The organism is Bosea sp. 685, assembly GCF_031884435.1.
Taxonomy (GTDB): Bacteria; Pseudomonadota; Alphaproteobacteria; order Rhizobiales; family Beijerinckiaceae; genus Allobosea.
The window spans coordinates 3,255,654-3,277,184 of sequence record NZ_CP134779.1; the positions used below are offsets into that span (position 1 = coordinate 3,255,654).

General features: G+C 65.5%; 20 protein-coding genes. 10 read left to right on the top strand and 10 right to left on the bottom strand.

The features are described 5' to 3' along the window. Positions 1-162 precede the first annotated feature (162 nt). Both RMR04_RS16605 and RMR04_RS16610 read left to right on the top strand, forming a co-directional pair. Positions 163-2,211, top strand: a complete 2,049-nt coding sequence (locus tag RMR04_RS16605; protein ID WP_311915717.1) for a hydantoinase/oxoprolinase family protein — start codon at positions 163-165, stop codon at positions 2,209-2,211. Next, positions 2,208-4,211: a hydantoinase B/oxoprolinase family protein gene (locus tag RMR04_RS16610; protein WP_311915718.1), complete on the top strand. Its 2,004-nt coding sequence runs from the start codon at positions 2,208-2,210 to the stop codon at positions 4,209-4,211. Before RMR04_RS16605 ends, RMR04_RS16610 begins: the two co-directional genes overlap by 4 nt. A gap of 57 nt (positions 4,212-4,268) precedes the next feature. Here the strand turns inward: RMR04_RS16610 and RMR04_RS16615 are convergent, their stop codons facing one another. Together RMR04_RS16615 and RMR04_RS16620 are read right to left on the bottom strand one after the other, a co-directional pair. Continuing rightward, positions 4,269-5,195 carry a LysR family transcriptional regulator gene (locus RMR04_RS16615; protein ID WP_311915719.1) on the bottom strand — a complete coding sequence of 309 codons (927 nt, stop codon included), beginning with the start codon at positions 5,193-5,195 and terminating at the stop codon, positions 4,269-4,271. A gap of 103 nt (positions 5,196-5,298) precedes the next feature. Then, positions 5,299-5,475, bottom strand: a complete 177-nt coding sequence (locus RMR04_RS16620) for a hypothetical protein (RefSeq protein ID WP_311916081.1) — start codon at positions 5,473-5,475, stop codon at positions 5,299-5,301. Here RMR04_RS16620 and RMR04_RS16625 point away from each other — a divergent pair. The 8 genes from RMR04_RS16625 to RMR04_RS16660 all read left to right on the top strand — a co-directional run bounded on the left by RMR04_RS16625 (position 5,413) and on the right by RMR04_RS16660 (position 12,050). Further along, entirely contained in the window at positions 5,413-6,021 is a 609-nt protein-coding gene (locus RMR04_RS16625) for an RraA family protein (RefSeq protein ID WP_311915863.1), read from the top strand. The genes RMR04_RS16620 and RMR04_RS16625 overlap by 63 nt on opposite strands. Continuing rightward, on the top strand, positions 6,018-7,238 hold the full coding sequence (locus tag RMR04_RS16630; RefSeq protein ID WP_311915720.1) for an aspartate transaminase: 1,221 nt from the start codon (positions 6,018-6,020) through the stop codon (positions 7,236-7,238). The genes RMR04_RS16625 and RMR04_RS16630 overlap by 4 nt, the downstream gene beginning before the upstream one ends. A 17-nt stretch (positions 7,239-7,255) precedes the next feature. Further along, a complete protein-coding gene (locus RMR04_RS16635) occupies positions 7,256-8,092 on the top strand; it encodes an ABC transporter substrate-binding protein (RefSeq protein WP_311915721.1) in 837 nt (278 codons plus the stop codon). Positions 8,093-8,289: 197 nt separating this feature from the next. Further along, positions 8,290-8,988 carry an amino acid ABC transporter permease gene (locus RMR04_RS16640; RefSeq protein WP_092164765.1) on the top strand — a complete coding sequence of 233 codons (699 nt, stop codon included), beginning with the start codon at positions 8,290-8,292 and terminating at the stop codon, positions 8,986-8,988. Next, complete coding sequence (locus tag RMR04_RS16645) at positions 8,988-9,698, top strand: amino acid ABC transporter permease (protein WP_311915722.1); 711 nt, start codon at positions 8,988-8,990, stop codon at positions 9,696-9,698. Before RMR04_RS16640 ends, RMR04_RS16645 begins: the two co-directional genes overlap by 1 nt. 8 nt (positions 9,699-9,706) lie before the next feature. Further along, positions 9,707-10,447, top strand: coding sequence for an amino acid ABC transporter ATP-binding protein (locus RMR04_RS16650; RefSeq protein ID WP_311915723.1), 741 nt, complete (start codon positions 9,707-9,709; stop codon positions 10,445-10,447). 125 nt (positions 10,448-10,572) lie between these two features. After that, entirely contained in the window at positions 10,573-11,460 is an 888-nt protein-coding gene (gene yghX / locus RMR04_RS16655) for a YghX family hydrolase (protein WP_311915724.1), read from the top strand. A gap of 188 nt (positions 11,461-11,648) precedes the next feature. After that, positions 11,649-12,050: a Rid family hydrolase gene (locus tag RMR04_RS16660; RefSeq protein ID WP_311915725.1), complete on the top strand. Its 402-nt coding sequence runs from the start codon at positions 11,649-11,651 to the stop codon at positions 12,048-12,050. Between the two features lie 51 nt (positions 12,051-12,101). On the opposite strand, the gene RMR04_RS16665 is transcribed toward RMR04_RS16660, so the two are convergent. The 8 genes from RMR04_RS16665 to RMR04_RS16700 form a co-directional block, all read right to left on the bottom strand. Next, complete coding sequence (locus tag RMR04_RS16665) at positions 12,102-12,317, bottom strand: DUF1059 domain-containing protein (protein WP_311915727.1); 216 nt, start codon at positions 12,315-12,317, stop codon at positions 12,102-12,104. Between the two features lie 328 nt (positions 12,318-12,645). Beyond that, positions 12,646-13,737 (bottom strand): LLM class flavin-dependent oxidoreductase, encoded by a 1,092-nt coding sequence (locus RMR04_RS16670; protein ID WP_311915728.1) that lies wholly within the window; start codon positions 13,735-13,737, stop codon positions 12,646-12,648. Next, complete coding sequence (locus RMR04_RS16675; protein ID WP_311915729.1) at positions 13,734-15,455, bottom strand: dipeptide ABC transporter ATP-binding protein; 1,722 nt, start codon at positions 15,453-15,455, stop codon at positions 13,734-13,736. Before RMR04_RS16675 ends, RMR04_RS16670 begins: the two co-directional genes overlap by 4 nt. After that, positions 15,434-16,282 (bottom strand): ABC transporter permease, encoded by an 849-nt coding sequence (locus RMR04_RS16680; protein ID WP_311915730.1) that lies wholly within the window; start codon positions 16,280-16,282, stop codon positions 15,434-15,436. The genes RMR04_RS16675 and RMR04_RS16680 overlap by 22 nt, the downstream gene beginning before the upstream one ends. Next, the gene (locus RMR04_RS16685) at positions 16,279-17,307 is read right to left on the bottom strand and encodes an ABC transporter permease (RefSeq protein ID WP_311915864.1); all 1,029 of its coding nucleotides are present in this window, start codon (positions 17,305-17,307) and stop codon (positions 16,279-16,281) included. The genes RMR04_RS16680 and RMR04_RS16685 overlap by 4 nt, the downstream gene beginning before the upstream one ends. Before the next feature lie 18 nt (positions 17,308-17,325). Then, positions 17,326-18,978 carry an ABC transporter substrate-binding protein gene (locus tag RMR04_RS16690; RefSeq protein WP_311915731.1) on the bottom strand — a complete coding sequence of 551 codons (1,653 nt, stop codon included), beginning with the start codon at positions 18,976-18,978 and terminating at the stop codon, positions 17,326-17,328. Beyond that, complete coding sequence (locus tag RMR04_RS16695; RefSeq protein WP_311915732.1) at positions 18,975-20,303, bottom strand: acyl-CoA dehydrogenase family protein; 1,329 nt, start codon at positions 20,301-20,303, stop codon at positions 18,975-18,977. Before RMR04_RS16695 ends, RMR04_RS16690 begins: the two co-directional genes overlap by 4 nt. Beyond that, positions 20,296-21,396: an LLM class flavin-dependent oxidoreductase gene (locus tag RMR04_RS16700; protein ID WP_311915733.1), complete on the bottom strand. Its 1,101-nt coding sequence runs from the start codon at positions 21,394-21,396 to the stop codon at positions 20,296-20,298. Before RMR04_RS16700 ends, RMR04_RS16695 begins: the two co-directional genes overlap by 8 nt. Positions 21,397-21,531 lie beyond the last annotated feature (135 nt).

Here is a 21,531-nt window from a genome sequence, read left to right on the forward strand (position 1 = left end):
TGCGGTTTCCTCCGCGCCCGCTCCCGGCCAGCCTCGACCGCACTGCCGCGTTTGCGCCGGCATGCGGCTGGTGCGCGCCCGCCATCCCATCGCCGCACGCGAAAAATCCTATTCGCCTGCGCGCCGCCAGTGGAAGCTGGGGGATAGGCTCTGGAGGTTTCAATGGGTTATCGGGTCGGCGTCGATATCGGCGGATCATTCACGGATTTCGCGCTGTTCGACGAGAATACGCAGAGCCTCAAGACGCTGAAGGTGTTCTCGCGGCCAGATGAGCCGGGCGCGGAGGTGCTCGAAGGCGTCAGGCTCGTCGGCGAGCGCTACGGCATCAAGCCCGGCGACATCACCTATTTCACCCATGGCACGACCGTGGGCATCAACACGGTGATCCAGCGCAAGGGGCTCAAGCTTGCCCTGTTCACCACCGAGCATTTCCGGGATGTGCTGGAGGTGGCCCGCCTCAAGATCCCGAACATGTACAACCTGCTCTCGAAGCGGCCGGAGCCGCTGATCCCGCGCGACCGCGTCTTCGGCGTCGTGGGCCGCATGAAGGCTGATGGGAGCGAGGAAACCGCGCTCGACGAGGCGAGCGTCGCCCGCGCCGTGGCCGGCGCCCGGGCGGCAGGCGCTGAGGGCATCGTCGTCTCGCTGCTGCACTCCTACCGCAATGCCGGCCATGAGCGCGCCGTCAAGGCGCTCGTCGAGCGCTTGGCACCCGAGATCCCGGTGTTCCTCTCCAGCGAAACCTGGCCGATCATCCGCGAATATGAGCGCACCATCACGGCGGCGATCGGCGCCTATGTGCAGCCGCGCGTCGCGCATTATCTCGGCTCGCTGCAGGCAGCGCTGAAGAACGCCGGCGTCACGGTCGATCCGCGCCTGACCAAGTCGAATGGCGGCGTGATGACCGCCGAGCAGGGCAAGAGCGAGTGCGTGCAGATGATCCTGTCCGGCACGGCCTCGGGCGTGATCGGCGCGGCTTATGTCGCGGAAGTCTGCGGCATCAAGCACTGCATGAGCCTCGACATCGGCGGCACCTCGGCGGATGTCGCGATCATCATCGACGGCCAGCCGCAATATGGCGTCGGCGAGCAGATCGGCGAGTTCCAGATCCACATCCCGTCCGTTTCAGTGAGCTCGATCGGCGAAGGCGGCGGCTCGATCGCCTGGGTCGATGCGCAAGGCGTGCTCAAGGTCGGGCCCGAAAGCGCCGGCTCACGACCGGGACCGGCCTGCTATGGCCGCGGCGGCACGCGCGCCACCATCACTGACGCTTTTGCCGCGCTCGGCCTCGTCGGCCTTTCGGAGATCGGCTATTCCGCCGTGACGATCGACCGCGACAAGGCCCGCGCGGTTGTCGGCGAGCTCGCCGAAAAGCTCGGCCGCAGCATCGAGGAGACGGCGGAGGCGATCATCCGCATCGCCGTCTCCGGGATGTATTCGGATGTCAGCGCGCTGGTCTCGCGTTTCGGGATCGACCCGCGCGATTTCTCCTGCCTCGCCTTCGGCGGGGCTGGCCCGATGATGGCCTGTTTCCTTGCCCGCGAGCTCAACATGCGCGAGACGGTGGTGCCGCCGACACCGGGCGTGCTCTCGGCGTTGGGCGGCCTGATCGCCGACATCAAGAGCGACTTCATCAAGACGCTCTATGCCGATCTCGCCCCGGCCACCGGCGCGACCATCCGCGACGAGTTCGAAGCCCTGAAGACGAAGGCGCTCGCCTGGCTGCATGTCGACCAGGGCTATGCCGGCGAGCACAAGCTGACCTATTCGGCCGAGATGCGCTATCGCGGCCAGTCCTTCGAGATCGACACGCCGCTCCCGCCCATAGCCGTCGCGGCTGGAGACACGAAAGCCCTCGCGGCCGCCTTCCATGCCGAGCATGAGCGCGTCTACGGCCATGCCGACCCGACGGCCGCCGTTCAGGTGATCTCGCTGCGCCTCGTGATCTCAGGCAAGACCACCAAGCCGGAGTTTCGCCGCGTTGAGGCCGTCTCCGAACCGGCAACGCCGCTCAGCCATGCCGAGGCCTGGCTCGACGGCGCCTATCGCTCGATCGCGGTGTTCAACCGCAACGACCTCAAGCCCGGCCAGCGCTTCGCCGGTCCCGCCGTCATAACCCAGGACGACTGCACCACGATCGTGCCGCCCGGCCTGACTGTGCGCGTCGATGAATACGCCAACCTTCGCATCGTTTCGGAGATCGCACCGTGAAGCTCGACAACACCACGCTGCAGGTTCTCGCCAATTATTGCGCGGCGGCCGCCGAGAGCATGGGCTGGACGCTGATGCGCACGGCCTATTCGACCTTCGTGAAGGAGACGGAGGATTTTTCCTGCCAGGTCCTGACCCGGGACGGGCTGACCGTCGCCTCGCCCAAGACTTTTGGGGCGACCTGGTACACCGGCCTGGACTATGGCGGCGTGATCTCGCTCTTCGACTATGAAGAGGGCGATATCTACGTCACCAGCGACCCCTATTCCGGCAATGTCGCGACGCATACGCCCGACCTGCACATGTGGAAGCCGGTCTTCCGCGACGGCGAGATCGTCGCCTTTGTCGGCAACCACATCCATAACACCGATGTCGGCGGCGCCGTGCCGGCGACGCTCTCGCGCACCCTGACCGAGATCCAGCAGGAGGGCCTGCGGATTCCGCCGATGCGTCTGATGCGCGGCGGCGTGCTGAACCAGGACCTGCTCGCCATCATCGCCCATAATGTGCGCCTGCCCGAGCAGAACTGGGGGGATCTCAACGCCCAGATCGCCTGCATCAATGTCGGCGAGCGCAAGATCCACGAGATCCTCGACCGTTTCGGCAAGGAGGACTTCATCACCGGGCTCGAGCAGTTGCTCGACTATGCCGAGAGCCAGGCGCGCGCCGTGATCGCGCAGATTCCCGATGGCGAGTATTTCTTCGCCGACTATGCCGACGAGGACCAGACGGGCGGCTATCCCGTGCGCGTCGCGGTGACGCTCAAGGTCCATGGCGACACGCTGACGGTCGATTTCACCGGCAGCGATCCCCAGCTTGTCTCCTCGCTCAACATGCCCACGGGCGGCAAGGAGCGCCATTCGCTGGTGACGGTCGGCACGGTCTATGCGCTCTACTGCCTGGACCCGACGATGATGCTGAATGCCGGGCTGATGCGCCCGACGCGGGCCGTCCTGCCCGAGGGCACGGTGGTGAACGCGGTCAAGCCGGCGGCTGTGGGCATGCGCAGCCTGCTCTGCAACCTGGCGCAGACGGTCACCATCGGCGCCTTCTGCCGCGCCGTGCCGGAGCGGCTGCCGGCCTCGCCGGGCAGCGCCGTCAGCATCATGAACGTCAAGACCAGCACCAAATCCGGCCAGCCGATCATGGCCTCGATCGGCCCGGTCGGCGGCGGCGCCGGCGGCAGCGCCTTCGGGGACGGGGCCGAAGGCAGCGGCGCCAACCTCTCCTTCCTGAAGAACACGCCTGTCGAGATCAGCGAGGCGGAAATCCCGATCAAGATCCGCCGCTACGGGCTGGTGCCGGATTCCGGCGGCCCCGGCCGTCGCCGTGGTGGCACCGGGCTGGAGATGGAGTTCCAGCTCGATGCACCGCAATCCCTGGTGACCGCGCGTAACCGCGACCGCTCGGTCTTCTCGGCCTGGGGACTGGTCGGCGGCCGTTCAGGCGCCGTCTCGCGCTTCATCAAGAATCCCGGCACGGCGAAGGCGGTCGACCTTGGCTCGCAGGATATCGTCCCCTGCGATCCCGGCGACATCATCCTGATCCAGGGGCCGGGCGCGGGCGGCTACGGCTCGCCGCTGGAACGCCCGGTGGCCGAGGTCCTGACCGATGTGAAGCGTGGGCTGGTCTCGGCCGAGCGGGCGCGCCTCGACTACGGTGTCGTCATCGGCCCGGACTTCGCGCTCGATGACGCCGCCACCGTCACGCTCCGCGCGCAAATGGTTGGAGAGGCCGACAGCGCGGAATTCGGCTACGGGCCAGGCCGCATCGCCTTCGAGAAGGTCTGGACGCGCGGACGCTACGCGGCGCTCACCCGCATCCTCGCTCAGGTGCCGGTGACCTGGCGCTATTTCGTCAAGCACCAGATCTTCCACGTCATCAAGAACCCGCCCGCGGAGGGCGGGCAAGGCGCAGCCGATGTCTACCGCGCCTATGAGGATGTCGTGGTGCGCTTCACGGATCTGCCGCGCGTGGCGCCCGAGGATGCGCGCGCGTGATGCCGGCAACTTGCGCCTGATGGATTTACCGGGGCGAGCCCCTCGCCCCGACCAAGCTCAGGCCACGGAGGCGCTTTCGCGCTCCGGCAGGCTGCGCGCCGAGAAATCGCAGCACTCCTGCGCGATGGCGGCCACCCGGGCTGCGAGCGGCGACAAGTCCCGGGCGCGATGCACCGCAAAATAGCGGATCGGCGGAATTGCGGGTTCCGTCCTGATCACGCGCAGAAGACCGCTCCTGATCTCGGGCGCGAAATAGCTCGCGGTCAGGAAGGTGACGCCCAGCCCCGAGGCCGCGAGCCCGGCGAGCACGTTCAGGCTGTTGCATTGGACGACACGGTTGATCTGCAGGCCGTTCGCCAGCGCCCAGTCGAGCACCAGCCGCTGCAGGCCCGAGCCCTGCGTCTGGCTCAGGATCGGATATTTTGCCATCTCGCCCAGTGGGATGCAGTCCTCGGCCGGGCCGAAGCCCGGCGCCGAGACCCATTCGAGCTGGACAGCCTGCAACGGCACCGCCGTCAGATCGGGCGTCTGCTGCGGATCGAGCCCGATCACGAGATCGAGTTCGTTCGTGGTCAATTTGCCGAACAGGTCGATGCTCGCGGCCACCTCCGGCACCGGAACGAGGTTCGGATAGTCGCGCTTCATCGCGACGACAAGCTTCGGCAGCCAGGTCAGCGCGACGAGCTCGGTGGCGCCGAAGCGGAAGGGGCCCGAGAAGCTCGCCGGGCCGCTGGCCGCTTCACGGAAGCGCAGCTCCAGCGCCAGCATCTGCGCCGCGATCGGCAGGCTCGCCTCACCGGCCCGGGTCAAGCGCAAGGCATGGCTCGCACGGTCGAACAGCGGCCCGTTGGTGACGGCTTCGAGCTCCAGGATCCGTTTCGAGATCGTGGATTGAGCGAGGTTGAGGCGCTGGGCTGCTTCGGTGAAACCGCCCAGCGTGGCAGTCCAATAGAACGCCTCGAGCTGCTTCAGGCTGGCTGGCATGGCAGGGCCTTAGAAAAAAGGGACCTCGAAATCGCGCGCGACCGCCGCTCCCCTGCTATGAAGAAAAGCGATCGCTTCCGCGAATAATATTCGCTTTCTGTCATTATTGCGACGTCACATATTGGTTGTCGTCGAAACCATTTTTCTGACGCAGGTTCAAAACCATGCCGCTGATCGGCCACCGCACCAACCCGAGCCCCCCGCCGTTCCGGCTGCCATTCTCGATGCCTTTCGCGGCGCTGCCGTCGCGGTCATTTCCGACAATATGAACCGGCTGCACGGCACCAAGAGCCTCAAGCCCTATCATCGCTCGGGCCATCTGGTCGGCACCGCGGTGACGGTGAAGACGCGGCCCGGCGACAACCAGGCCCTGCACAGGGCCTATGAATTCCTGCGCCCCGGCGATGTGCTGGTCGTCGATGGCGGCGGCGACGAGATCCAGGCGCTGGTCGGCGAGATCATGATGAGCCGCGCCAAGGCCATGGGCGTCGCCGGCTTCGTCATCGACGGCGCGATCCGCGATGTCGCGGCCTTCGTCGAGGCCGGTTTCCCCTGCTATGCCCGCAGCGTCACCCATCGCGGCCCCTACAAGACGGGGCCGGGCGAGATCAACGTGCCGGTCGCAATCGACGGCATGGTGGTGATGCCGGGCGATGTGGTGGTCGGCGATGCGGACGGTATCGTGACCTTCGACCGCACTGATGCCGAGGAATTGCTAGCGCTGGTGCGCAAGCAGGAGGCGCGCGAAGCCGGCGCGCTCACCGACATCGCCGAGGGTCGCCTCGACAAGCCCTATACCGGGATCATCGAAAAGGCCGCGTCATGACCGTCTCCGCCATCCCGCTCTCGGCGCGCGTCCAGCGCATCAAGCCTTCGCCCAGCATGGTCGCGCGGATGCGCGCCCAGGAGTTGCGGGCGCAGGGCCGCGACATCATCGATCTCACCACCGGCGAACCCGATTTCGACACGCCCCTCCACATCCAGCAGGCGGCGATCGCCGCGATGGCGGCCGGAGAGACCCGCTATGCGCCGGTCAACGGCACGCTGCGTCTGCGCAAGGCGATCGCCGCGAAGTTCGAGCGCGAGAACGGCGTCAGCTACCCGCTCGACCAGATCGTCGTCGGCAGCGGCGCCAAGCAGATCATTTTCAACGCGCTCGCAGCGACACTGGGCGAAGGCGACGAGGTCATCGTGCCCGCGCCCTATTGGGTGTCCTATCCCGACATGGTGCTGGCCTGCGACGGCACGCCGGTGATCGTGGCCTGCGGCGAAAACTCCGGCTTCAAGCTGACGCCGGAGGCGCTTGAGGCCGCGATCACGCCGAAGACGCGCTGGCTCCTGCTGAACACGCCCTCGAACCCGACAGGCGCCTTCTATTCGGCCGCCGAGATGACGGCGCTGACCGAGGTGCTGCTGCGCCATCCGCATATGGCGCTGATGACCGACGACATCTACGAGGATATCCGCTTCGATGGCGGCGAGCCGGTCTGCCCCGTGGCGATCGCGCCGGGGCTGCGCGAGCGCACGCTCCTGGTCAACGGCGTCTCCAAGACCTACGCCATGACCGGCTTCCGCATCGGCTATGGCGCCGGCCCGAAAGCGCTGGTGACGGCGATGAACGTCATCCAATCGCAGACCACCTCGGCGGCGGCGGCCCCGAGCATGGCAGCGGCCGCAGCCGCGCTCGAGGGCGACCAAAGCTTCGTCGGTGAAGCCCGCCTCGCCTATCGGGCCCGCCGCGACCGGGCGGTCGAATTGCTCAACGCGATCGACGGCATCACCTGCCTCACGCCCGACGGCGCCTTCTATGTCTACCCGTCCTGCGCCGGATTGATCGGCAGGAAGACGGCTGAGGGCCATGAACTGAAGAGCGATCTCGATGTCGCGCTCTATTTCCTGGAAGAGGCCGGCGTCGCCATGCTCGACGGTTCGGCCTATGGGCTATCGCCTTATCTGCGCCTGTCGATCGCCACATCTCTCGACGCGATCGAGGAGGCCTGCGCGCGGATGAAGCGCGCCAGCGACGCATTGCAACGATCATAAAAACAGGGGACTAGACCATGAAGCTGCTTTCGATCCCGGGCGTTGCCGCCCTTGCCACCCTTGCCGCCCTTCTCGCCGGCACCGCTACGACCGCGGCCAAGGCCGACCAGCTCGCCGACATCAAGGCGCGCGGAAAGCTGATCTGCGGCACGCTCGGTACGGCCGAACCCTTCTCCTTCCAGCACCCGCAGACGCGCCAAATCGTCGGCTACGATGTCGATATCTGCCAGAAGGTCGCGGATTCGCTCGGCGTGACGCTCGAACTGAAGCCGATCGCGGTGGAGGCCCGCATTCCCGAGCTGACGCAGGGCCGCGTCGATATTCTCGCCGCCAATCTCGGCTATACGCCTGAGCGCGCCCAGCAGATCGACTTCTCCTATTCCTATTTCGTCAGCCAGCAGAAGCTGATGGTCACCAAGGAATCGGGCATCACCACGCTCGACAAGCTCGCCGGCAAGAAGGTCACGGCGCTGAAGGGCTCCTCCTCCGAGCAGGGCGTGCGCCGCCTGATCCCGACGGCGGAGACGGTCACCTTCCAGGACACCTCCTCGGCCTATCTCGCGCTGATCCAGGACAAGGTCGATGCCTTCTGCGCCTCCGAATTGATCCTGGTGAAGCTGCGCCAGCAGAGCCAGGCCAAGACGCCGATGGTGGTGATCGAGAAGTCGCTCTTCGTCGAGCCCTGGGGTCTGGGCCTGCGCCGCGGCGAAACCGCCTTCAAGGACCAGGTCAACGGCGTCCTGACGAAGCTCGCCAGCTCCGGCGAGATCGACACGGTCTTCTCGAAATGGCTGGGCGCCGGCACCGCCTTCGACATCAAACGCGATTTCCCGGTCGAAGAGATCAAGGGCTGAGGGCCTGAGAGACTGTTCGGAAACTCCCTGAGCCTTCATCCTGAGGAGCGGGCGTAAGCCCGCGTCTCGAAGGATGCTCCAGGAGCCTTCCGGAACCATCTGGAGCATCCTTCGAGACGCCGCTTACGCGGCTCCTCAGGATGAGGGCTCTAATTTCCAAACGGGCTCTAAGCTCGACGGCCGGGGGGCGGCGCGCGATGGGATATGTCTTCGACCTGCGTGGCGTGCTCAGCGGCCAGTATCTCGACTGGTTCGTGATCGGCGTCGCCACCACGCTCGCCCTGACCTGCGTCGCCTGGTGCCTTGCCATGGCTATGGGGATCATCCTGACCCTGATCAGGATGATCCCGCTGCCGCCGCTCGGCTGGTTCGTCGCGCTCTATGTCGAGTATCACCGCAACGTGCCTCTCCTGGTGCAGATCCTCATCTGGTATTTCGGCGTCCCCTCGCTGCTGCCGCGCCCGGCTCGGCAATGGATCAACGCCCATCACGGCGAGTTCCTGCTGGCGGCGATCGCACTCGGCCTCGCCTCGGCTGCCTATATCGCCGAGGATATTCGCAGCGGCATCCGCTCGATCCCCAAGGCGCAATATGAGGCGGCGCGCTCGATCGGCTTCGGCTATCTCGGCGCCATGGGCTATGTCGTGCTGCCGCAGGCGATGCGGATCGCGATCCCGCCCCTGATCAACCAGACCCTGCTGCTGTTCAAGAACACCAGCCTCGCCATGGCGATCGGCGTCGGCGAACTGACCTACCGCACGCGTGAGGTCGAGAGCTACACCTTCAAGACTTTTGAGGCCTTCGCGGTCGCCACCGTGATCTATCTCCTGATCTCCTTCGGCATCATGGCGCTGGGATCCTATTCGGATCGCCGCCTCAAGCTCGAGACGCGCTGATGCTGGAGATCCTTGAGAACAACTGGCTGCTCTTCCTCGTCGGCCAATACCCGCATGGGCCAATCGGCGGCCTGACCATGACGCTGTTCATGGCGGCAACCGCGCTTGCCCTGTGCTTTCCCTTCGCCATCGCGCTGGCGCTGGCCCGGCTCAGCCCCTATCGCTGGCTGCGCCTGCCGGCCACCGCGATCGTGCACGCGGTGCGCGGCCTGCCGCTGATCATGTTCATCTTCTGGACCTATTTCGTCTCGCCGCTGGTGATCGGGCGCGCGGTCGGCGGGGTCGAGACGCTCATCATCGCGCTGGTGGTCTATGAGGCGGCCTATCTCTCGGAGATCATCCGCGCCGGCATCGAGGGCCTGCCTGCGGGACAGGTCGAGGCCGCCAAATCGCTCGGCCTGCGCTATTGGCCGACCACCTTCAAGGTCGTGCTGCCGCAGGCGCTGCACAACATGCTGCCGAGCATGGTCAGCCAGTTCGTCTCGACCATCAAGGAAACTTCGCTCGGCTACGTCATCAGCGCCCATGAGGTGACCTTCGCCGCGAGCCAGGTGAACAATGTGCTGCTGACCCAGCCCTTCGAGGTCTACGGCATCCTGGCCCTGACCTATTTCGTGCTGTGCTTCGCCTTGACCTCGCTCGCCCGCTTCATCGAGCGGCGCACCTCGTCTGGGCGCGGCGGGGCGCCCGGCGTCATCGTCGCGGCATGAGGCAAACCATGATCCGGTTCGAGAATGTCGATAAATGGTTCGGGCCGATGCAGGCGCTCACTGGTGTCTCCGGCGAGGTCGGCCGCGGCGAGGTCAAGGTGCTGGTCGGCCCCTCCGGCTCCGGCAAATCGACCCTGATCCGCACGGTGACGCGGCTGGAAACGATCCAGGGCGGCCGCGTCCTGGTCGACGGCACCGACATCGCCTCCCGCGGCGTCGACATCAATCGCTTGCGCCAGCGCGTCGGCTTCGTCTTCCAGGCCTACAACCTGTTCCCGCATCTCTCCGCGATCGGCAACATCACGCTAGGCCTGACCAAATTGCGCGGGATGGGCAAGGCGGAAGCGCGCGAACGGGGCCTGGCCGAACTCGCCCGCGTCGGCCTGGCCGAGAAGGCCGAGGAGATGCCGGGCCGGCTGTCGGGCGGCCAGCGCCAGCGCGTCGCCATCGCCCGCTCGCTCGCCATGGATCCGCGGGTCATGCTGTTCGACGAGCCGACCTCGGCGCTCGATCCGGAAATGGTCGGCGAAGTCCTCGCCGCCATGAAGCAGCTCGCCGCCAGCGGCATGACCATGATCTGCGTCACCCACGAGATGGGTTTTGCCCGCGAGGTCGCCGACGAGATCTGGTTCATGGAGCGCGGCGCGGTGCTCGAGCGCGGCAAGCCGGCCGAACTCACCGGCACATCGGCGCATTCCCGCCTCCAGGCCTTTCTCGCCTCCACCAGCCATGGCGGCAGCGCGGCGTGACGACGACCGATTGCGGCTGGATGGACTGGCGATCCTTCAGCTGCGGCAACGGAATGTTGAAGACAGGATTGGCGTGGGGTTAGGATCGGTCTCTTGATGCCATAGACAAAAAAGGGGGAAGTGCCGTGCAGCGCCTGACCGCCAAGGATTTTCCGCAAGAGCTGCTTGAGCTCTACGATTTTTATGCTCACGGAAAAATTACCAAGCGCGAATTCTTAGATCGCGCCGGCAAATTCACCGTGGGCAGCATGACGGCCGCCTCAATTCTGGCCTCGATGAGCCCCGACTACGCGCTTGCGCAACAAATCTCGTTCACCGATCCCGATATCGTCGCTAGCTATATCACTTACCCCTCTCCGAAGGGGCATGGCGATGTGCGAGGCTACTGGGTGGCCCCGACGAAAGCCACCAGCCGCGTCCCCGCGGTGGTGGTCGTGCACGAGAACCGTGGCTTGAACCCTTATATCGAGGATGTCGCCCGCCGGGTCGCAAAGGCCGGCTTCATTGCCCTTGCTCCGGACGGGTTGAGCTCCGTCGGCGGCTATCCCGGCAATGACGACAAGGGCCGCCAGCTGCAGCAGCAGGTCAGTCCGGAGAAGCTGATGAACGACTTCTTCGCAGCCATCGAATTCCTGGTGAAGAGCGATCAAACCACCGGTAAGGTCGGCATCACGGGCTTCTGCTATGGTGGTGGCGTGGCCAATGCGGCCGCCGTCGCTTATCCGGAGCTTGGCGCCGCTGTGCCGTTCTATGGTCGCCAGCCCCGCGCCGAGGATGTGGCACGCATCAAGGCACCTCTCCTGATCCATTATGGTGAGTTGGACACCGGCATCAATGCGGGCTGGCCAGCCTATGAAACGGCACTGAAGGCGGGCGGCAAGACCTATGAAGCGTACATCTATCCCGGCGCCAATCACGGCTTCCACAACGACTCGACCCCGCGCTATGACGAGACGAACGCCAAGTTGGCCTGGGACCGGACGATAGGCTGGTTCAAGCGCTACCTTATCTGAGCGGGAGGCCGGCTCCATCTCGCATGAGCCCTTCGACAGCAGCTGCCCGGCACGGAAATCATGAGCGCCTGAGGTAAGACGGCGAGATCTGGTTCATGGAAAAGCTGCTAGCGTCCCGCTCTTGGAGCGCCGATATCCAGATACGCCGGTGATCGACGGCTCCAAGATTGACTGCCCAAGAGTAAAACATGACCACGCCGGACATCACCCGCATCCCCAACAAGACGCTTCCCAGCAAGTCGGCCGTAGCGGTCTACCATCTACCGGGCGGAGGCGGCTTCCTCTGGGCGGTCGCGACCTCGCCTGACCGCAGGCAGGACATCAAGGCGCAAACGCTGGGCACGCAGGGCGTCCTCGAGATCTATCTCAGGGATGCCGGCCTCGACCGCACGCGCATCGTCAAGGCGGAGATCGTGGTGACCGATCACGACAACAAGCCGGCCTTCGACGAAGCCTGGTCGAGCTGGATGCCAGCCGGTTCCGGGCCCGTGCGCTCCTTCGTGCAGTCGGTGATGCCCGAAGGCGACCTGATCGAGATCATCATCACCGCCGCCCTGCTCCCGCCCACCGCGGAGCAGCAGGCAGGATGAGATGAGGACGACGGTTCTTGTCGATCAGGACTCGTCGAGCTGGATTGCCGATCAGGCGGCGCGACCTGGTGCCTGTTCAGACGGCGTGCCGTCCTTGATGGCGCCTTTGATCTGGTCCCGCAGTTCAGGCGTGTCCTGATGCCCGTGCACGGCGACGGCGTGCTGCACAGCCACCTCCAGGAGTTCGCCCTCGGTATCGGCGGTAATCGCGACCGAGCACTTCATCTCGCTCGGGAATTCGCGGCAGTCGATGAACTTGCGTCCCACGGCATCCTCCTCAATTGGAAGATATCAAGCCCCCTTCCATCACATCGAATGGAAGCGGCTTGATTCACGCTACGCTTACGCAGCGGAATTGACAATTGATGACAACAACAGGTGCTGCTCAGTTCGCCGCAGATCAAGCGCAACTGCTAGTTGCGTAAGCATTCGCTTCAGGCGCAGCCAAGGCATTCTTGCACCGTGAGCACGCGGCGCTAGCCGTTGCGGAGTTCGTCTCGCTATATCCGGACATCGAAACTGTTCATGACAGATCGTGTCGTCCCGCCGATAGGCGTCAAACCCGAAAACGCGCGACAAGCCTGGGCCGCGTGGATCACAAGGCGGGCGACCAGCCCAGGTTTGGGGCGACCGTTTCCGCGAAGTCGGCCAGGAGCCGCGTGTTCTCGGCCAGGCTGAAGGCGGGTGGCAGGAAGAGCACGATCTCGTCCGCCGCGGCGAGGCCGGGATCGTTGCGCACGGCCTCGGTTACCTGGTCGCGGGTGCCCTGGAAGACCGGAGAAATCTGGACACCGGGCGGCTGGTTCGCAGGCGCGGCCGGCTTGAGGGCGCCCTTGGGACGAGACGCGCCGATGCCTTGGGTTCGACGCTCGAGGTCGTAGGCGGCATATCTCTCCCGGAGTTCGGCGGTGGTGCCGACCAGGATCGAGGCGGCGACAGCGACCGGCGGCGGCGGGGTGCCCCATCTCTCGCGCCAGGCCGTCCGGTAGGCATTGATGCTGCGGGCCTGATACGCTCCGAAGGCCTCGCCCTCGGCGTGATCGTGCTGCACGGTCCCGCAGATGAGCCCGATTCCGAGCTCGGCAGCCTGCAGCGCGGAACCCAGGCTGGCCGAACCCTGCCGGATCCGGGACCGCAGGGTCGGGCTGTGCGGCGTGACGCGCAGCTCGGTGCCCTCCGGGGCGCCCTGCCCCGGCCCGGCGACGGTGTGGAGAACCTCACCCGAGATCGCCGCCAGGAAGCGCGCCTGACGGCGCTTGGCCTCCGTCCGGGCATCGGTGTCCGCCGCGCCGAAGACAGCGTCGAAGGCGGCATTGGCGCCGGTCGAGATGGCGAGCTCCAGCCGACCGCCGATCAGCAGGTCGGTCGTGCCGGCAGCCTCGGCGAGCAGGATCGGATCCTGGTAGCGCATCGGGATCACCGCGGAGCCCAGCGTGATGTGTCTCGTGTGCTGACCGGCCGCGGCGAAGAACGGCAGCGGAGAGGACAGGTAGTGGTCGAAATGTCGCTGATACGCCCAGCCCGATTGATAGCCGAGCCGCTCGGCCGCCTTGAACAACTCGATCCCTTCGATCAGCCCCTGCGCCGGCCCGGCGTCATCGTTGAACGACACCCGAGTGTTGAAGCCGAGCCGCTGTTTCCGGCGGAATGGCGCGGGCGGCTCGCTGGCGAGTGCGGTCATGGTCATGCCGCCCTTTCCTCGGGGACGATCGACCGGGCGCGCAGGCTCGGCGCGGCGCCGATGCCAGATGGGATCGAGTCCAGGAGCGACACGGTATAGGGGTGCTGCGGGTTGTCGAAGATGTCGCTGACGGTCCCATGTTCGACGATGCGCCCGCGGTGCATCACCGAGACGGTGTGGGCGACTTGGCGCACCAGTGCGAGATCGTGGGAGACGAAGACATAGGTCAGGCCCAGGCCGGCCTGCAGCGAGAGCAGCACCTCGACGATATCGGCCTGGACGCTGACGTCGAGCGCGGAAGTCGGCTCGTCGAGCACGATCACGTCCGGTTTGAGGACCAACGACCGGGCAATGGCGACGCGCTGCCTTTGCCCACCCGACAGGGCGTCCGGCTTGCGCGACAGGAGATGCTCGCCCAGTCCGACGCTGGCCAATGCCTCGCGGACCCGCTCCGTCCGCTCCTGGCGGGTTCCGATCCCGAAACGGTCGAGCGGCTCGCGTATCAGCGCCTCGACTTTCCAGGTCGGGTCGAGCGAGCTGAACGGGTTCTGGTAGACGAGCTGCAGGTGGCGGCGCATCGCGCGCAGCGCTTCATGCGAGCGGCCGCTGACCCGTTCGCCGGCGACCGAAATGCCGCCACTATCCGGCTCCTCCAGCCCCAGAAGCAGCCGGATCGTCGTGGTCTTGCCCGAGCCCGACTCGCCGACGAGCGCGTGGGAGGTGCCAGGCGCCACTGCGAAAGACACGCCATCGACGGCCGTGAGCACTTGACCATCAACCGTGAAGGTCTTGGTAACGTCGCTGACCTCGATCTTCGGCGCCTCCGCGGCGCTGGCCGCACCGCGACGGAAACCGATATCGCGTAGCTCGGCGTATCGATCCGGGTTGAGGGCCGGAACATCGGCGCGCAGCTTCCTCGCATAGGCCGAGGCGGGCGAAGAAAACACGGCCGCGGTGTTGCCGGCCTCCTGAACGAGCCCGTCCTTGAGCACCACCAGCGAGTTCGCCCGCTCCGCCGCGATCGCCAGGTCGTGGGTGATGAGGAGCAGGCTGATGTCGAGCTCTTGCTGCAGCCGCGAGAGCAGGTCGAGGATCCGCTTCTGGATGGTGACGTCGAGCGCCGATGTCGGCTCGTCGGCGACGAGCAGCAATGGGCGAGGCAGGACCGCCAGGCCGATCAGGACGCGTTGAAGCATGCCGCCGGACAGCTGGTGCGGATAGGAGTCGTAAACACGCTGCGGGTTGTCCAGCCCGACCTGGGCCAGCGTATCCAAGATGATCCCCTTGCGGACCGACGCGTTCGGCTCATCCAGAAGCGCAGCCGCCTCCTGGGCCTGGGCGCCGATCGTTCGGACCGGATTGAGCGCACTGGCGGGGTCCTGGGGAACGAATCCGGCGGCTCGGCCTCGCAGCGGCCGGAACCGACGCTCGGACAATGCCAGCACATCATGTCCGTCGAACCGGACGCTGCCGGCGGCGTGTCCTCCCTCGGGAAGGAGCCGCAGCACGGCGCGTGCGATGGTCGATTTGCCCGATCCGGACTCCCCGATGAGGGCGAGACTCTCGCCGCGCCCCAGCTCGAACCCGACATTCGTGACCACCTGGTGCGATCGATAGGATACCGACAGACCAGAGACCTGGAGCAATGGGGCCGGTCGCAGCGGCCTCGGTTCGGGGGTTTCGGCGCGAATGACGGAGCCGGTCAGTCGGTCTTGCGGAGCCATCGGCTGATCCTGTTCACGGAGAGGACGGTCGCGATCGTGACGAAGGCGGGCGCGTACACCAGCCACGGCCATTTGAGGTAATCCTTGCCGATCGAGATCAGCAGGCCCCAATCCGAGGCCGGCGGCGGGTCGCCGTAGCCGAGGAAGGCAAGGCTGGCGATCACCAGGATCGACAGGCCGAACTGCAGCACCGCGAGCGACAGCACCGAGCGCGAGGCGTTCGGCAGCACGTGCCGCAGCACGATGTGCCAACGCGAGCCGCCCGAGAGGAACGACGCCTCGACGAAGGTCGCCTGCCGGGTCTTGATCACCTCCGCGCGCATGACACGGGCGAAAACGGCCACCGCCGAGACGCCGGTCGCGATGGCCGCGTTAGTGGTGTCGAAGCCGATCGCGGTGACGACGATGACGGCAAGCAGAAAGTGGGGGATCGCCAGCAGCACGTCGACAAAGCGGGCGAGCACGATATCGACCCAGCCGCCGAGGAAGCCGGCCAGCAGTCCGATGAGACCGCCGGCGACGACCCCTATGACGACGGCGATGAGCGCGCTCGTGACCGAGGACGCCGCTCCGTAGACGACCCGGGTGTAGAGGTCGCGCCCCAGTTGATCGGTACCGAACCAGTGCCTGGCGCTCGGGCCCAGCAGCTTCTCGGCGGGAACACCGATGGTCGGGTCATGGCTCGTGAACAGGTTTGGCACGAGCGACCAGGCGATCACGAGCGCGATGACCACGAAGGCGAGCGCCACGGTGGGTGGCATCCGCAACGCCGCCAGCCGGTTGACGGTTCCCAGACGTGAGGCGGAGACGGTGGAGGCGATCGTCATGATGCCACCGCTTGGGAAACGCCGGAGCCTTCATCGGCGCTGGTCGGGCGGAATTTGGACGCGCCGAGGAGTTTCACGCGGGGATCGAGCAGCGGATAGACAAGATCGGCGGCGAGGTTGATCAGCACGAACACCACCGCAGTGAGCGAAACGATCGCCTGGAGGACGGGAAGATCTTGGGTGCTCACCGATCGCTGCACGAGACTGCCGACGCCCGTGCGTCCGAAGACCGTTTCGGTGATCAGAGAGCCGCCGAGGAGCTCCCCCACTGTGAGCGCGAGGACGGTGACGACCGGCAGCGAGGACGGCTTGAGCAGGTGCTTGGTGAAGAGCCGCATCTGTCCGAGGCCGCGGCCGCGTGCGACGGCCGCGTATTCCTGTCTCGACTCGTTGTCCAGGTTGGCGATCAGCACCTCCGCGATCTGCGCGGAGACCGGGATGCCGAGCGCGATCCCCGCGAAAACGGTGGCCCACAGGCTATTGGGCTCGAGCACTCGGAAAAGGCCGAGCTGGAAGCCGAAGGCATGAATTAGCACCAGCCCGATCACGAAGTTGGGCACCGATAGCGACAATGACGGCAGCCCCCGAAGCAAGCCTTGGCCGAACCGCTTGGGAACGAACTGCGTGCCGTAGGCGATCACCATCGCAAGCAGTAAAGCAACGACGAGGCCCGTTCCGGCCAGGACCAGGGTCGAAGGGAGCACCTCGGCGATGAGCGTCGTCACCGGCCGGCTGGACCTCATCGATAGGCCCAGATCCCCGACCACGAAATGCGACAGCGAGGTCCACAGCTGGATGATGATCGGCTTGTCCAGCCCCTGGGCTGCGATGATCTCCTGGATCTCGCTCTCGCTGAACCCGTTCTGGGGATCGCGCAGGACGCTGGTGATCGGGTCGCCCGGGAGGATGCTGACGACGACGAAGGTGAAGACGTAAGCCAGCAGGATCACGACGACGGCTTGGATGAGGCGCTTTGCGGCATAGGACAGATATGGGTTGCCCCGGGCGGCCGGCGTCCTCGCTATACTTGGTTGCACTGCGGCCTACTTTCGCTTCGTGGCCGTGTAGTAGCTGGCATAGGCGATGCCGTTATAGATCTCGCCCTTCAGCTTGGGGGACTGCACGTAGATGCGCTGGACGATCTGCGTCTTGGGGATGAAGTAGCCCTGCTCCAGGACGTATCTCTGCAATTCGTTGAGCAGCGGGTCGCGGATCTCGGTCGAGCCGGCGCTGGCGATCTTGTCGCGCAGTTCGTTCAGCGTCTTGTCGCTCTCTCCGAGCGCGAACCAGTTCTCACCGTTATTGGCATCCGTGAGGATGCTGGCCACCGTGCCCGCGTCGATGAAGCTGCGCGTCACCTCGTATCCCGGGACGCCCGGGCCGCCGAACCTGACCTTTTCTCCATACGTCACGACGTCGTAAGCGCGGATGAAAACCTTCCAGCCGATCTTGGCGAGTTGCTGGGCGATCAGCTCGTCGACCGATTTCGACGTCGCGAGGTAAGGATTGGAATGCAGCGTCAGCGAAAGCTGCTTGCCGTCCTTCCTGCGGACGCCGTCCGAGCCTCTGACCCAACCCGCCTCGTCGAGGAGCTTTTCGGCCTTCCTGGGATCGTAAGCCAGCAGCTTGCTGTGGTCGGTCGCTCCGGGGACGTTGCTCTGGACGAAGGACGTCGCCAGCTTCCAATCGGGCGTGTAGACGGTATCGATGATTTCCTGGCGGTTGATGCCCGCCTGGAGGGCCTGGCGTACCTTGACGTCGTTATAGGGCTCCAGCTTGGTGTTGATTGCCAAGCCGTTGACGAAACCGAGATAGCGTGGCGTCGCGACGGGGAATCCCGCGTTCTTGAGAGACTGGAGCTCCTGCGGCGAGGCGTTGTAGGCGACATCCGCCTGGCCGGACTGGACCGCGGCGACCCGCAGGGACGGCTCGGAAACCAGTTTGTAGGTGATCGTGTCGAGGAATGCCGGCCCGGTATGGCCGACCGCCGGCGGCCCCCAATTATAGTCCTTCCGCTTGACCAGCTTGACGAAGTCGCCCTCCTTCCAGGACTGGACAAGATACGGGCCGCTGCCCGACGTCTTGCCAAGGTCGGCTTGCTCGGCGGCCGGCCTGGCGATTGTCTTCGGCGATACGAGGATCGAGCCGTGGTAGCCAAGCGTCGGGATGAAGCCGAGGGTCGGCGCCTTGAAGGAGACCTTCACCGTCGTGGCATCGACCGCAGCCGAGCGCTCATAGGTCTTCGGGAAGAGACCGATCGGGTTGATGCCGTCCTGCCGGCGGCCGGCATACCAGATGTCGAGGTTGGCGACGACGGCCGACGCGTCGAGCGGAGTGCCGTCGGAGAAGGTCACCCCCGACTTGAGGCGAAGAATGAATTCGGTGGCCTGCTCGTTCTGCTCCCAGCTCTCCGCGAGCCATGGGCTGACCTTGCCGTCGGCGTCGACATAGACGAGCTTGTCGGTGACGTGGCCCCAGATATGGCCCTGGAAGCTCGAGATCGCGCTGTTGTTCGGGATCCAGGTATTGCCGAGCGAGTCGATCAGGAAGCTGATGTCGCCGCCATTGCGTGGATCGCCGGCAGTCTGGGCGAGAGCCGTGACCGCCGTGGTCAACAGCGCGGCGGTCGCCACCGCGGGAACCGCCATCAAAAGACGACGCCGGGAAAGCGCCAACAGGGAAAGGCGTTCGGTCATGAGGAGACCCTGACGGTTTGGGGTGCGTCTTGTTTGGGTGAAAGCAAGGCTTGTTTGGGTGAAACCAGGGCTTGTTGGGGTGAAAGCGAGGCCTGCCGGCTGCCGGCGATCTCGATGCCGCCCGGAACGCCCGCGATAGGCTCGCGCCCATTCCTCTCCGCCGCGGCGGATGCTCCGGCCCGGGCGGAAAAGGCAGCCCGGCCGAGCAGCGAGACCACGGTATCCTCCTGCGGGGCGTGGACGAGGACCGACTGGATGTCGCGGAAATGCCGTTCCAGGCTGCCATCGGCGCTCAAGCCCGGATTCCCGAGCGCGGTCATCGCGATCTGCGTGGCTCGCAGCAATTGCCGTCCTGCCAGCAAGCGGGCGCGCATGAGCCTCTCTGGTTCGTCGGCGGCGTGATCGACCGCATCGAGAATGAGTTGGCGAGCGCCTCCGACCAGCAGATCGATCTCGCCGGCAAGCGCGACAAAGCGCTCGGTGCGGGAAATCGGAAAGCCAAGATTGGTGGGGACACGGCCTTCGGCAAAGGCCAGGAAAGCCTCCTGCGCAGCCTCGGCAACACCGAGATAGATCGCCGTAAGGATCAACGCGCCTTGCGCATGAGCGCGATTGTCCTGCTCGGCGATATCAGTTCCCGTCAGGCCGATGACGTCGTCGCGACCGACCTCCACCTCGTTGAATTCGACGTCATGTGAGGCAGACGCCCGCATGCCGAGGCTTTTCCAGTTCTCGATGACGCGGATTCCCGGCGCGCCGGCAGGGACGACGAACGTTCCAACCCGCTGCGGCTGTTCGTCCGTGCTCGCCCAGACGAGAAAATAGGAGAGCCCCTGGGAGCCGGTGACGAAGCGCTTTCTGCCGCTGATCGACCAGCCGCGGGCGGTACGGCGTGCGCGTGTCTGCGGCAGGCCGCCGCGCGCCGGCGAACCGAGCTCAGGCTCTCCCCGCGCGGCATTAAGGAGGATGGGCTTTTCCTTCGCCTCGGCCAGCACGCGGAGATAAAGCGCTTCCGGCCAATTGCCGCGCTGAGCCTGATTCCGATGTGTGTTCAGCGTCATCAGGCTGATGAGTGCGACAGATGGATCGCCGCGGCCGAGCGCGGCCACGATGCGGACCAGCTCCCCGACGCCGATGTCGCGTCCGCCGTATCGGGAGGCGACCGACAATTCCAGCAATCCGGCGTCATGAACCGCCTGGACGCCTTCCCAGGGAAAGGCGTAGGCGGCATCCGCGGCAGGCGCCGCGGCGGCGAGCCGTTCGACCACGCCGGCGAGATCGATACCGGCAACGCGCAACGCGGCCCGGTCGTGGTGATCAGGCATAAGCACGCTCTCCGACGCCACGGCGATCGAGCTCGGCCCTGACGAGCGGCAGCACATAGCGGCCGTAATCGATGGCATCGTTGAGATTGTCGTAGCCGCGGATCGAGATCAGGTCCGCGCCGAGATCGACGTAGTCCAGAATGGAGTCCGCGATCGTCTGAGGTGAACCGACCAGCGCGGTGGACGCGCCGCGCGCATTGGTGGCCGTCACCGTCGGATACCACAGCGCCCGATCCTGCACCTCGCCGCGCGCGGCGATTTCGAGAAGACGCTGGGAGCCGACATTCTGTGGCGCACCATTGGACAGCGGCCGCGTCGGCGAGCCTTTGGCATAATTGGCCTTGAGCTTCTCCAGCACCCGGTGCGCCTTCGCCCAGGCGAGATCGTCGGTTTCGGCGATGATCGGCCGGAAGGTCACCCATATGCGCGGGCGGTCCTTGCGACCCGCTTTCGCCGCTTCCGCGTAGACGCGATCGATCTGCTCCTTCGTTTCCTTGAGCGGCTCACCCCAGAGACCGAAGATGTCGGCGAGCGAGCCACCCACCCGGTACGCCTCGTCGGATGATCCGCCGACCGAAATCGGAATGGTTCCGTTCAAGGGCAGAACCGCGTTGCTGAAGCCCTTGAACTGGTAATATTTCCCGTCGAAGTCGAAGGGCTCGGACGATTGCCAGGCCCGCCGCAAAATGCGGATGTATTCCTCGGTTCGCTCGTAGCGCTCTTCCTTGGTCAGGAAGTCCCCCTCGCGCGCCTGCTCGGCGGCATCCCCTCCGGCGATGAAGTGAACGACGACACGGCCGCCGCTCAGCTGGTCCAGCGTGGCAAGGGCCTTGGCCGCGACGGTGGGATAAACCGTGTTCGGACGAAGGGCGACGATCGGTCGAATGGATTTCGTGTGGGCGATGACGGTCGCCGCCAGCGTGAACGGATCGAACGAGGAGGAGTGATAAGGCAGCAAGGTGTAGTTGAAGCCCGCATCATCCAGCGTCTGCGCGTAGCGCTTGAAATAGGCGGGATCGATGGGTGCGCCGGGTTTCGGGTCGAGATCGGTCGAGTCGTTTGCAAAGCTGAGACTGATGAATTCCACGGTCACGATTACGGCCCTGTTCGCCAAAGGGATCATGACGAACAGGCTAGGGAGATTGCTCGATACGAGGAAGACTAGTTGTTCTTTTTTCTAGTAGAATTATGGATTATTTTGTCCAATTTTCGCGCCGGGCGACCTGAC